The following is an 11,830-nucleotide window of genomic DNA, read 5'->3' on the forward strand; positions in this document are numbered from 1 at the left end:
TCCCGGTGTAACACCTGAGAGGCGTAGGGGTCACTGCTGAGGTCGCACGGTGGGGGCCGTCCACAATGGTGATCAGGTTATGGGTGGAAGGGCGAACCAGGCGATGCGACGACATCGTCCGTTTCTTCTCGGGGCGGCCGACCGGAGCCGGCACCTGCGGAGTGAACCGGCTCAGCCGCGTACGCGGTCGTCCGATCCGGGCCGCGCCCGGCTCGCCCACACGCGTCCGAGCCGGGCGCGTACCTCGTCGGCGTCGGGATGGCCGAGATCCCGCAACGTGTCGAGGGCGCTGAGCCAGGCGGCTTGGGCGGTGCCGGTGTCTCCGGCGGCGAACAGAGTGTCACCGAGACGGGTGGTCGTCTCCGCCTCGTAGTAGCGGTCGCCGAAGACCCGCCACAGTTCGATGGCCTCCCGATAGGCGTCGGCGGCCGCGCGGTACGCCCCCAGATGATGCTGGGCATATCCGATGCTGTCCCAGGTGAAGGCCTGCTCGTGGCGATCGTCGATCCGCTGCTGGAGCGCCAGCGCCCGTTCGCAGTGGGCGATCGCCTCGTGATAGGCGCCGAGCTGGGCGTGATACCAGCCCACCGTGTTGAGCGCGTTGCCCTGGCCTGCCACGTGGCCGGCCTCGGTGAACAGTTTCAACGCGAGGTACGCGTACTCCAGGGCTTGGACGGGCTGGTCGAGTCGTTGCATGACCAAGGCGAGGTTGAGGTAGTCGTGTCCCTGCCCGATCCGGTCGTCCAGCCTCCGGTGCAGGTCGAGCGCCTGGGTTAGCTGGGAGCGGGCCACGGCGTACTGGCCGAACCGGATGTGGGCCAACGCCAGGCCGTGCAGGCTTTGGGCCTGCCCCGCCAGGTCGACGGATCGGTTCGCGGCGGCGAGCGCGGTCGTGACCGCGGTGGCCCACTCGTGCCAGTGGCCCTGCCGGTCCAGGTAGTTCGTCAGAGTCCAGGCCAGCCGCCAGGGGTAGTCATCCTGACCGGTCGCGTCGGCGAGGCTGATCGCGCTCAGCAGCGTCCGCCATTCGCCATCGAACCAGGAGTTGGCCTGCGTGAAGCCGCCTATCTCGTCGACGGCGACCTCGGCCGGCACGGCGTCGAGTGTCAGCGGATCGCGGTGGGGGTGCAGATGGAGGGCGGCCGTATGCGCGCTGTGCAGGTAGTGGTCGAGCACTCGGCGTACGGCCGCTCGGCGTTGCTGTTCGTCCTCAGTGCTGTCGGCTATCTCGCGTGCATACGCGCGCAGCAGGTCGTGCATTCCGTACCGGCCGGGTGCCGCATCGGTGACGAGGTATTCGCCGGCCAGTTCGGCCAGCGACTCGGCTGCGGCCTGAACGGAGACTCCGGCCAGGCTGGCGGCGGCCGACTGGCCGATCTCGGGACCCGGATGCAAGCCCAGTAGCCGGAACATCGCCGCCGCAGGGGTGCTCAGCGCTCGATACGACGACGCGAACACAGCGCGGACGTCGACGGCGGGATCATTGTCCCGATACCCCTTGAGCAGACCGTAGGACTCGCGTAGTTCGGCGGCGATGGCGGCGAGCCGCCATCGGGGCCGCGAACTGCCGTGGGCGGCTGCCACGGACAAGGCCAACGGCAGTCCGGCGCACCATCGGATGATCTCCGCGACGGCCGCCGGTTCGATGGCGACCCGGTCGCTTCCCAGCCGGCCGGCCAGCAGATCCCGGGATTCGTCGGCGGACAGCACATCCAGCACGACCGCCCGGGCGCCTTGTGCCGCGAGGAGCCCGGGCAGCTGGGTTCGGCTGGTGACCAGGACGAAGCAGCCTGGCGACCCGGGGAGCAGCGGGCGGATCTGGTCCGCGCTGTCGGCGTTGTCCAGCACCACGAGCATCCGGCGGCCGGACATAAGGCTGCGATAGAGGTCGGTCTGTTCGGGCACTTGCGACGGAATGTACTGAGGCGCCACCCCTAAGGCCGTCAGGAAGCCGCGCAGCGCGTCGCGGGCGCTGATGGCTGGCCCGACAGGATCGTAGCCCTGAAGGTTGACGTGCAGCTGCCCGTCCGGGAAACGGTCACGGACCCGGTGCGCCCAGTGGACGGCCAAGGTGCTCTTGCCGCTGCCGGCCGGCCCGGACACGGCGGCGACCGTGACCGCGGAAGACGTTGCGGTGTCGGCGAGGAGCCCGTCCAGCGTCGCCAGCTCCGGTTTACGTCCGGTGAAGCCGCGAATGTCCATCGGCAGTTGGGCCGGCAACGGCGCCGTCCCGGCGAGCTCCGCTTCCAGGTCGCGATCCCCGCGCAGGATGCGCCGCTCCAGCTGGACGATGTCCGTACCCGGGTCGAGCCCGTGCTCCTCGGCGAGCAAGTCCCGTAGCGAGCGCAGCTGCGCCAGTGCTTCGGCGCTGCGCCCGCAGCGATACAACGCCAGCATCAGGCTCGCCCGAAGGCTCTCCCGCAGGGGGAACTCCGCGACGATGGCCGGCAGTTCGGCGGCGATCTCATGGTGACGTCCGAGGGTCAGCTCGGCCTCGGCCAGATCTTCGTGGGCGCTCGCCCGCAGCTCCTCCAGCCGCATGCGGGACGCGGCGACGTAGGCGGCCGCCGCGTCCGCGAGGGCCGGGCCCTGCCACAGGGCCAGCGCCCGGCGCAGGAACGTCGCGGTGTCATCGGGTGTGGCGGCGTCGCGGGCTTGGCGTACCAGCCGGCGAAATTCCGCGTAATCAAAGACCTCCGGTCCGGCCGTCGCGACGTAACCGCCCGGTCGTGATTGGACGAAACCGCGCGCTCCGGCGGAATCCAGGGTTCGGCGCAGCATCGACACGTCGGCTTGCACCTGGGCACGGGCACTCGCCGGGGCGGCTCCGGCCCACAACGCCTCGATCAACGCCTCGGTCCGCACGACCTGATTCGCGTGCATCAACAGGTACGCCAAGGTGGCCCGCTGGCGCGGCCGGGCGATCGGAACCTGGCTATCACCCACCCACACCTGCACCGGACCCAGGATTCGCACCCGCATGCACAGCCCTCCCCGACGAGGGTAGCTCCCGCGTATTGCGGACGTATTGGGCCCGCATTGCGCCGGACACCACCGTGGACAGCAGGCGCCGCCTCGGCGTCGACGAAGGGAGTCATCGTGAAGAGGCTGTTCGTGAAGGCCTTGGCCGTCGTGCTCATGGGAATCGCGCTGCCCGTTCTCGGGGGTACGCCGGCCCAGGCGCTCAGCACCTGTTCCACTAAGTCCGTCCTTCCGGAGCTGCCGGCGATGAGCTACGTCTGCGACTACACCGTCTCGTACATCGTCTACGACTCCCGCCTGCACTACTTCGTGGTCAGCAGCAGTTCCGCGCACCCGGTCTACCACATCTGGCAGGTCAGCGTCGGAGGCCCGTTCAACTCCAGTTGGGTAAGCCTTGGCGGCACCGCCACCAGCGTCGTCAAGCTGCAGAATTACACCAACACCTCGACCGGACGACTCTCGATCGAGGTCGCCGTGCGGGGCAGCGACAATTCGACGCGGTACTGCAAGCACTACAACGACAACATCGCCGGCGCCTGGTGGCCCGGCGCGACCACCTGGACATCGTCAAGCGCGTCCTGCCTGACGTTCTGATCGTGTCGGGCCGCGTGTCATGCACTGACGGGGGCACGCGGCCCTGGGCGGTGGAGCCCGGGTCAAGCGCCGATCCAGGGACGAATATCGATGAGTATTCGGTGGGCGCACAGCCGGGGGAGCAGGCTGAGGTGGGTCTTGTCTTCGGCAAGCAGGATGGATCCAGCAGATTGGGTGGCGTCCGGGTCGCGGGTGCTCGCGCAGATCGTGTCGTGGTCGGGTCGCTCTCGGCGATCAGCCGGGGCCGGGCAGCCAGGTCCAGCCGGTGATCGTGGTACGCATCAGTTGAGCCGCCGTCGAAAGGCGACTGTCCGTGCCCCAGTAGAGGGTGACGGTGCGGGAGCAGTCGGGATCGTCGACGTCGATCCAGGCGGCGGGGGCGCGGGTGGCGCTGCGGCGGGCGAGGTCGGGCACGAGTCCGATGCCCAGGCCGGCGCTGATCAGGTCGGCGATGGCGCTGTGCTCGTCGCTTTCGCACACGATCCGCGGGGTGAGGTCCCGGGCGGCGAACAGCCGGTCGAGCAGCCGCCGGAGCCAGTGTCCTTTGCGGGCGGTGACGAAGGGCTCGTCGGCGAGTTCGTCGATGCTCACCGACGATCGCCCGGCCAGTGGGTGATCCAGTGGCGCGCCGACCCCGACCGTCTCGCGGAACAGGTGCGCTGCTTCGAGACCGTCGACGTGGATCGGCTGCGAAGCCAGGCACAGGTCGACCTCTTGGGCGCGCAGGCGGCGGGCCATGTCGTCGGCCGCCGACCAGTGCAGCTGGACCTCGGCGGCGGGATGCGCCCGCTTGTACGCGGCCAGTGGGCCGGTGAGGGTGAGGAAGGTTTCTGAGGCCAGTCTGACGGTGCCCAGGCCGTGGCTGGCGGCGTCGGTGACCGCACGCCGTCCCGCGTCCAGCTCACCGAGCGCCCGTTCGACGTGCTGCTGGAAGACCTTGCCCGCGTCGTTGAGCCGAAGGCGGCCGCTGCGGTCGAACAGCGGCGCGCCGAGCTCGCTTTCAAGCCGCGCGATCGTCCGGCTCAGTGACGGCTGGGCGATCCGCAGTTCGTCGGCGGCCCGGCTGAGGTGCTCCAACCGGGCCACCACCAGGAACTGCTTGAGCGAGTTCAGGTCCATCATGCTCCTGAGTGCATAACGCTATAGCAATACTGATCTTAGACAAGATAGCTCGCCAGTCATAACGTCGTAGGCGTTGAGCCACGACCGGAAGGACCATCGCGATGAGCGAGAAAGACGAAGCCGAGATCCGCGGGCAGATCCAGAAGATCGTCGAAGGGCTCCACGCCAAGAATCTCGAAGCGCTGCGGGAGCCGTACTCGGCCGGCATCGTGTCGTTCGACGTCGAGCCGCCGCTGCAGCACGTGGGCATCGAGGCGAAGCTGAAAAACTGGGCGAACGTGTTCTCCGTGTTCGAGGACGTGACCTACGAAGTACGCGACCTGAGTATCACGGGCGACGACGAGGTGGCCTTCGGGCACGCCTTCGCCCGGCTCAGCGGGACGCTGAAGAACGGCGCGGCGACGCCCGGGATGTGGGTGCGCGTCACCTACTGCCTCCAGAAGATCGGCGGTACGTGGCTCATCACGCACGACCAGGTTTCCGTGCCGCTCGACGTGCGCAGCGGCAAGGGCGTCGTCGACCTTCAGCCATGACCGAATCGGTGGAGAGCATACGCACGCGCCCGAACAGGGATCGCCCCGCGGCGTACCAGTTGAGTTTTGCAGAGCGGGTCGTGCGGGCCGTGATCAGCGTGCACGTGCTTGCGATCGTCGCCCAGCCGGTGTTCGCAGGCGTGTATCTGAGCGGGGATTTCGACGGCTTGCGGTGGCACGCGGCCGGGGCCGACGTCGTCACCTCGCTGGGCTATTTGCAGCTGATCGCGGCGGCGGTGGTCTGGTTCCGGCGGCGCCGCAGCGGTCTGTTCTTCGCCACGCTCGGCGTGGTGGCGGCGGAGACGGTGCAGTATCTCGCGGGCCTGGACGGCGCGTTGTGGCTGCACCTTCCGTTGGGTGTGCTCACGATCGCCGGGATCGTCGTCCAGTTCATCGCCGCCTGGCGATGGCCTACGTCCATTTCGGAGGGACGTGATGCGTGAGAACCGCGGGATGTCCCGGCGTCGGGTGCTGCGCATCGGCGGCGCGCTGGGTCTGGTCGCGGCCGGTGGCATGTCCGCGGCGGCCGCGCTCTCCCGGCGACCGGCGGTGACCGGCGCACAGCTGACCAGCGGTGTCGCGATGCCGCCGGCGTTCCAGACTCCGTTGCCGCGGCCGACCGTCCTCAAGCCGGTCGGCACGACCGGGGGAGTCGACCGCTACGAGATCACTCAACGACAGACGACGTTGGAAGTACTTCCCGGCGTGCGCACCCCGATGTGGACGTATGGCGACTCGTTCCCCGGTCCGACCATCGAATCGCGGCGCGACCGGCCCGTGATCGTGACGCATCGCAACGAGCTGCCGGTGCCGACCGCCGTGCATCTCCATGGTGGGCGTACGCCGGCCGAGCATGACGGATATCCCACTGATCTCGTGCTCCCCGCCGGCTGGCCTGCTCACGATGCGCACACCGGGCACAGCGGGCACGCCGCGACGACCGCACACACCATGATGGACCCCCGCGCGATCGTGTCGAACCTGGAGCGGGCGTACGAGTTTCCGATCGGCCAGCGCGCGACGATGCTGTGGTATCACGACCATCGGATGGACTTCACCGCCCCGGCGATCTGGCGCGGGCTGGCCGGATTGCACTTCGTCCGCGACGACGTCGAGGACGCGCTGGATCTTCCGCGAGGCGACCACGAAGTGCCGATGATGATCGCCGACCGCGCCTTCGACGCCGACGGGCGACTGGCGTACCCGTCGGTCGATCCGACGCTGACCAGCCAGCCCGGCGTCTCCGAGGCGTACCTGGGCGGGGTGTTGGGCGACGTGATCCTGGTCAACGGCGCACCGTGGCCGGTGCACGAGGTGGACACCGGGGTCTATCGGCTACGCATCCTCAACGGTTCCAACGCCCGGCACTACGAGCTCGAGGTCGTCGGCGAGGACGGCCGCCGGCTTCCGCTGATCCAGATCGGTTCCGACCAGGGACTCCTCGCTGCCCCGCTGCGGCACGACCGGCTGCCGATCGCTCCCGCCGAACGGTACGACGTCCTGGTCGACTTCGGTGACGTCCAAATCGGTTCCCGCGTACGCCTGGCGAACCGCCTCGGAACCGGGCGTACCGGTGACGTCATGCAGTTCCATGTCGTACGCCGCGGTGTGCGTACGCCGATTCCGGAAAAGCTCGCCGACGATCTGCTGGATTGGGACCGGTCAGCGGCGGCGGTGGTCCGCGACTTCGCGTTCCGAGCCGGTCGGATGAATGGCGGCCACGGCTGGTTGATCGACGGCCGGCCGTTCGATCCGAGCCGCACCGATGTCACCGTGCGCTTCGGCGACGTCGAGATCTGGCGGCTCGTCGCCGACGTCCACCACCCGATACACCTACACCTGGTCGGGTTCCGCGTCCTCTCGCGCGGCGGCCGCGAACCCCTGCCACACGACGCCGGACTGAAAGACACCCTCTCGCTGCGGCCGGGGGAGTCCGCGGAGATCATCACCCGCTTCGACGGCTACCACGGCCGCTACCTGTTCCACTGCCACAACGCCGAACACGAGGACATGGGCATGATGGCCAACCTCGAAATCGTCTGAGCGCCGCCCATTCTGGCCAGCGACGGATAGGCCGTCGTGATGGCGTGGGACTTACACTGTCATTGATCTTCAGCGGCCACCTGCAAGCGAATGGTGGATGTTTCAGCACGCTGCACAGAGCGATCCGGATCATCCGACAGCATCGCCCGCGGAAGGCCCCATCACAACCGTTGTCCTCACAGATCCTGCCCGCTCGCCCCGGTTGTCCAACCGTCCGCAACTCGCTCATAGGGTGGCCCACGGGTCGCCTGCCGTCTGCGGTTTCGGTCGGCGTAGTAGCTCGATGGCCTCCCTGACGTATCCGCGGCGGATCATCAACTGAGCCATACGGTCGGTGTTGTGACCCTCGCGGAAGCTCGGTTCCAGGACCTCGGCAGCTTCGTCCAGCCTCCCAGCATCGATCAATAGGTCGGACAGAATCCTGGAGCCATACCAGGTGTCGACCTCCCGATGGGCCCACAACTCCTCGATCGCCTGGTCCTTGCGGACGGCGTAGTCCAGCAGCCACACCCGTTCGCAGAACAGTTCCCACGACATGCCGTGATCCTCGCCGTCAGCGAGTTCGTCGATGACGGCCAGGGCCTCGTCGGCGCGGCCCTGATCGACCATCAACCCCCACCATTCGCGAGTGACGCACTGATCGGACGGATCCAGCACGTTGCGCATAGCCGCCATGCCTTCGTCGATGCGCCCGGCGTCGATCAGGATCCGTGCGGCGTGACCGTCAGGCCGATAGCCGGGGGCCTCGGGAACCGCATGCAGTGTTTCGACAGCGGCGTCGATGGCTCCGCGCTCCGCCATGTGCTTGGCCAGCCGTGGCACCGCGAATCTGCCGCCACGTCCGGCGATGACCTCGCGCAACTCATTGTGCCGCTCGTGTCGCAGGAGGATGTCGGCTAGCTGCTGGAACGTGTTCACGTGGAGGCCGGCGCCGGTTGCGATGCTGCTACGCAGAACGGCCAGCGCCTCATCAACTCGGCCCGCCCGGTCCAGAACCGTCGCTAGCAACTCAACGGCGTTGGCGGCGTCGTGCGACCACGTGCCGGGGACCTCCCATGTGCGGGGGCGCAACAGCTCGATGAGCTCCTCATCGTGGCCGAGGCCGGCGCTGACGTCGACCAAACTCCGCAGGGGGTACCAATCCGCGATGTGCGGTAGCAGCAACTCGTAGCCGTCGTCGGCTCTGTCGTGCCGGGCCAACATCTCGGCGGTATGAACGACGGCGAGGCGATCCCCGGTCTCGGCGAACGGCCAGCACTGGGCAAGTGCTTCATCGACCCGGTCCCAGCTTTCTAGCAGGTCCGCGACCACTCGATTCGCGCCCCACCAACCTGTTTCTGTAAACGGGCGGAGCACGTCCAATGCCGCGTCGCGCTGCCCCTGCTCGACCAGCGTCGCCGACCAGGCTCGCGCGCAGTACCAGTCGCCTTCCTCGACGATTCCGCGTACATCGTCTAGGTGACCGTGCTCGATCAGCAACGACACGTTCCACGGCGCAATCCACCCGTCGTACTGGCGGGCCCTCCGGTCCAACTCAGCAGCGTTCTCCACGGCGGAACAATATCGACAGCTCACCCTGTTGCAGCCACATGGCGTACGCAGCGACGGCGAAGGCCAGCTTTGACATCCGTCGCGGGTCGCGTCCGGGTCGAGGACCCCGGCGAGCCTGCTCCGGCGCAGCCTTGATGGCCTCCCGACTTGGCGCCACAGACGTCCAGGCAGATCCTGGCAAGCGCTAACGGTCCCGATCTGCTCCTGACGTCAAGTCGCGGGTCCGCCAGCTTCTCGGTCAGCACAGCGCGCAGCTCGGGGCTGTCGACCAAGGACCCAGTGAATTTGTACAAACGCCGACGGCCGAATCTCAGGCTCCGGGTCGGAGGCCAAGCGTATAAGGGCCACCAGAGTCTCCTGGTGGGCCGCCGGACAGTCGGCCGGATCAAGGAACAGGCAGCTGGCAACAGTTCTGCGGGCTGTCACCGCTTTGAGGGCCTCCATTCCTAGGCAACATGGCGTCCGAGACCCAAACAAGCCGCGTTCAGCTGCCCAAGTCACGGGGTCGACTTCGTCAGCCCACAGCCGGGTAACGGTCGAGCCGGCCAGACACTCGAAGACCTCGAGACGCCCAGATCTAGGGGCGGCGGCGAGTAAGCGATGTATGTGGAAATCGGCGGCGGGAGCCGGGCCGAGGTGACCCGGCTCCCTTGCAGATCAGTACGGGCGGAGCGACGTGAAGAACTGCGTCAGTTCGCCGGCGAGCAGGTCCGGTTCTTCCATCGGCATGAAGTGTCCGCCCCTACCTGGTTCGCTCCAGTGCCGGATGTTGGTGCAGGCGCGTTCGGTGATCTCGCGGGGAAAGTTAGCCTGCGAGGGTTCGGTGCTCACGGTGAACGCGGCGGGCACGGTGATGTCAGGTCTTGGGCCGTTGTGGGCGAAGTCGAAGTACTGGCGGAACGAGGAGCCGATGGCGCCGCTGGCCCAGTACAGGGTGATGGTCGTGAGCAGGGTGTCCCTGTCGAACCGGCTCTCCAGGTCCCCATGGTTGTCGCTCCAGTCTCGGTACTTGTCGATCAGCCAGGCGGCCAGTCCGGCGGGGGAGTCGACGAGCGCGGCGGCGATGGTGTCCGGCCGGGTTCGCATGATGGAGCTGTACCCGCCATCGGTCTGGTCGTACGCCTCTTCGGCGTCGAGATACGCCTGCTCGGCCGGCGACAGCGGGTGGGAGTCGAAGTTAGCCGGGAACGGTGGGTGGATCATATGAATGCCCGCTACCTGCTCGGGGTACAGAGCGCCCAGCCAACCGGTGACCACGCCGCCGATGTCCCCGCCGAAGGCCCCGTAGCGTTGGTAGCCGAGGACGTCGGTCATCAGCAGGTGCAGGGTCTGCGCCATCGATGCGCGTGTGAGCGGGCCTTTCGGCAGCTCCGAGTAGAGGAAGCCTGGCAGGGAAGGCACCACCACGTCGAACGCGTCCGCGGGGTCGCGCCCGTGGCGAGCGGGATTGGTCAGGCGATCGACCAGCGGCAGCATCTCCACGAAGCTGCTGGGCCAGCCGTGACTGAGGATCAGCGGTAGCGGTGCGGGTGCGCCCGCCGGACGCGCCCCGGGCACGCGCAGGAAGTGCATGCGTCGGCCGCCGATCTGGGCCTGGTAGTGCGGCAGTGCGTTGAGCTCGGCTTCGCGATCCCGCCAGTTGAACCCATCGACCCAGTAGGACACCAGGTGCCGTAGGTAATCGGGGTCGGTGCCGGCCTGCCACAGCTGATTGCCGCTGCGGTCCGTAAATCGGGTACGGGCCAGCCGGGCCCGTAGGTCGTCGAGTACCTCGTCGGATACCTCGATACGAAAGGGGGAGAAGGTCATTATTCCTCCGGTTAGGAGGGCGCTCCCCGACGCGAGGTCAGCGGACAGGAATAGCCGGGTAGTGCGCCCAGACATGATATTGGGTGTTCACTGGGCTCACCTCCCCTCATCGCTGACAGGGGTCACTCTACACATCTCCTTCTGCCGCGACCCGGGCGCTGGCTCGGGCGCCAAGACGGTCACCCTCAGTAGTCGCGATTTCGGCCCGGCTCGGACAGCGATAGCCCCTGAAGTCAATGGGTGGGATCGACGGCAGGGCGCTGGAACCTCCAGGATCATTCGTTGCGCATCGTCGTGGACCTGTGCACGTTCGGTGGCTCTGGCGCTGATCTTGTGACCTTACGTCCGAAGCAGAATGCGTTTGCGGAGGAGGTCGAAGTTGGCGCGGCCGTAGCCGAGGCGTTTGATCAGCTTGACGCGGGTGATCTGGCCTTCGACCTGCCCAGAGCTCCAGGGGCTGGACAGTCCGGCTGTGACCGCGTCTATGTCGTAGAGCAGTCCGTCGGCGAATTAGCGCAGACTCGGCGAAATCGACATTGCGTCGCTGACTCCGGCACACGACCCGGCCACCGGTACGACGCCAGCCTCAGGCATCACCGCGGCAAAGCCCGTCGCCACTCGACGCAACACCCCCCACGAACCATGCCGCCGCGTCTCACGACGGCGCTTCACCATGCCCGTATCGGCCGAGCATGGCACGTCGCTTGGCTTCTTATCTGGATGTGGCGTCTTTGGGGTTCCCTGAAAGGGAAGTCTGACCTGTCAGCATTCGTGTGAGACCGGTGTTGAGCTGCCGATACCTGGCTCTGGGGGTAGCAGTAGGGGGAGCAGTGCGTCAGAGCCCCCTACTGCCGGGGCCGCTGCCACTCCCGCTGCCGTTTGAACGTCCGCCGCACTGCCCGGCGTCAGATTTACGGCCAGGGCGAAAAACTTTTCCATGATCGCCTGTAATCAGAGGCCCCAAAATCGGCTTTAGACGTTGCGGGATTACTGACACCAGCCGCCCCGCGAACCTCGCTCAACAACTGAACACGGACCTGAGACGACTGGTGTCACCAGCCGTCCCGGGAAACCCAGCCCAAAATCCGGAGTTCCTTGCCTGGTCTCCGAGCCCGCCGGCAGGCAGGCGAACAGCCAGGCCCCTCGTACAGCTGCGCGACGTGGGCGCGCCGCGAACCGGCTGATCACCGGCTCGT

The 11,830-nt window shown here is 67.4% G+C and carries 7 protein-coding genes and 2 pseudogenes; 4 read left to right on the top strand and 5 right to left on the bottom strand.

Translation table 11 applies throughout. The features are described 5' to 3' along the window. Positions 1 to 171 precede the first annotated feature (171 nt). On the bottom strand, positions 172 to 2,982 hold the full coding sequence (locus AB0M47_RS27760) for a BTAD domain-containing putative transcriptional regulator (protein WP_363419196.1): 2,811 nt from the start codon (positions 2,980 to 2,982) through the stop codon (positions 172 to 174). Positions 2,983 to 3,099: 117 nt separating this feature from the next. Here AB0M47_RS27760 and AB0M47_RS27765 point away from each other — a divergent pair, with 117 nt between their 5' ends. Further along, positions 3,100 to 3,576, top strand: a complete 477-nt coding sequence (locus AB0M47_RS27765) for a hypothetical protein (protein WP_363419198.1) — start codon at positions 3,100 to 3,102, stop codon at positions 3,574 to 3,576. A gap of 110 nt (positions 3,577 to 3,686) precedes the next feature. Here AB0M47_RS27765 and AB0M47_RS27770 read toward each other — a convergent pair. Beyond that, positions 3,687 to 3,831: pseudogene (locus AB0M47_RS27770) on the bottom strand (IS630 family transposase); the annotation flags it as partial. A gap of 24 nt (positions 3,832 to 3,855) precedes the next feature. Then, positions 3,856 to 4,698: pseudogene (locus AB0M47_RS27775) on the bottom strand (LysR family transcriptional regulator); the annotation flags it as partial. A gap of 101 nt (positions 4,699 to 4,799) precedes the next feature. Here AB0M47_RS27775 and AB0M47_RS27780 point away from each other — a divergent pair. From AB0M47_RS27780 to AB0M47_RS27790, 3 genes are read left to right on the top strand one after another with little or no spacing between them, the layout of a single operon-like run. Continuing rightward, positions 4,800 to 5,231, top strand: a complete 432-nt coding sequence (locus tag AB0M47_RS27780; protein WP_363419200.1) for a nuclear transport factor 2 family protein — start codon at positions 4,800 to 4,802, stop codon at positions 5,229 to 5,231. Continuing rightward, positions 5,228 to 5,674 (top strand): hypothetical protein, encoded by a 447-nt coding sequence (locus AB0M47_RS27785; RefSeq protein ID WP_363419202.1) that lies wholly within the window; start codon positions 5,228 to 5,230, stop codon positions 5,672 to 5,674. Before AB0M47_RS27780 ends, AB0M47_RS27785 begins: the two co-directional genes overlap by 4 nt. Next, positions 5,667 to 7,274, top strand: a complete 1,608-nt coding sequence (locus tag AB0M47_RS27790; protein WP_363419204.1) for a multicopper oxidase family protein — start codon at positions 5,667 to 5,669, stop codon at positions 7,272 to 7,274. The genes AB0M47_RS27785 and AB0M47_RS27790 overlap by 8 nt, the downstream gene beginning before the upstream one ends. Before the next feature lie 225 nt (positions 7,275 to 7,499). On the opposite strand, the gene AB0M47_RS27795 is transcribed toward AB0M47_RS27790, so the two are convergent. After that, positions 7,500 to 8,825 carry a hypothetical protein gene (locus AB0M47_RS27795; protein ID WP_363419206.1) on the bottom strand — a complete coding sequence of 442 codons (1,326 nt, stop codon included), beginning with the start codon at positions 8,823 to 8,825 and terminating at the stop codon, positions 7,500 to 7,502. Positions 8,826 to 9,482: 657 nt separating this feature from the next. Then, positions 9,483 to 10,634, bottom strand: a complete 1,152-nt coding sequence (locus AB0M47_RS27800) for an epoxide hydrolase family protein (RefSeq protein ID WP_363419208.1) — start codon at positions 10,632 to 10,634, stop codon at positions 9,483 to 9,485. Between the last annotated feature and the right edge of the window lie 1,196 nt (positions 10,635 to 11,830).

The sequence above is a fragment of the Hamadaea sp. NPDC051192 genome, assembly GCF_040682475.1.
Lineage (GTDB): Bacteria > Actinomycetota > Actinomycetes > Mycobacteriales > Micromonosporaceae > Hamadaea > Hamadaea flava.

Excerpts from the sequence above, each read along its gene's own strand:
- AB0M47_RS27760 (WP_363419196.1), bottom strand. The coding sequence starts at position 2,982 with ATGCGGGTGCGAATCCTGGGTCCGGTGCAGGTGTGGGTGGGTGATAGC.
- AB0M47_RS27780 (WP_363419200.1), top strand. The coding sequence starts at position 4,800 with ATGAGCGAGAAAGACGAAGCCGAGATCCGCGGGCAGATCCAGAAGATC.
- AB0M47_RS27785 (WP_363419202.1), top strand. The coding sequence starts at position 5,228 with ATGACCGAATCGGTGGAGAGCATACGCACGCGCCCGAACAGGGATCGC.
- AB0M47_RS27790 (WP_363419204.1), top strand. The coding sequence starts at position 5,667 with ATGCGTGAGAACCGCGGGATGTCCCGGCGTCGGGTGCTGCGCATCGGC.
- AB0M47_RS27800 (WP_363419208.1), bottom strand. The coding sequence starts at position 10,634 with ATGACCTTCTCCCCCTTTCGTATCGAGGTATCCGACGAGGTACTCGAC.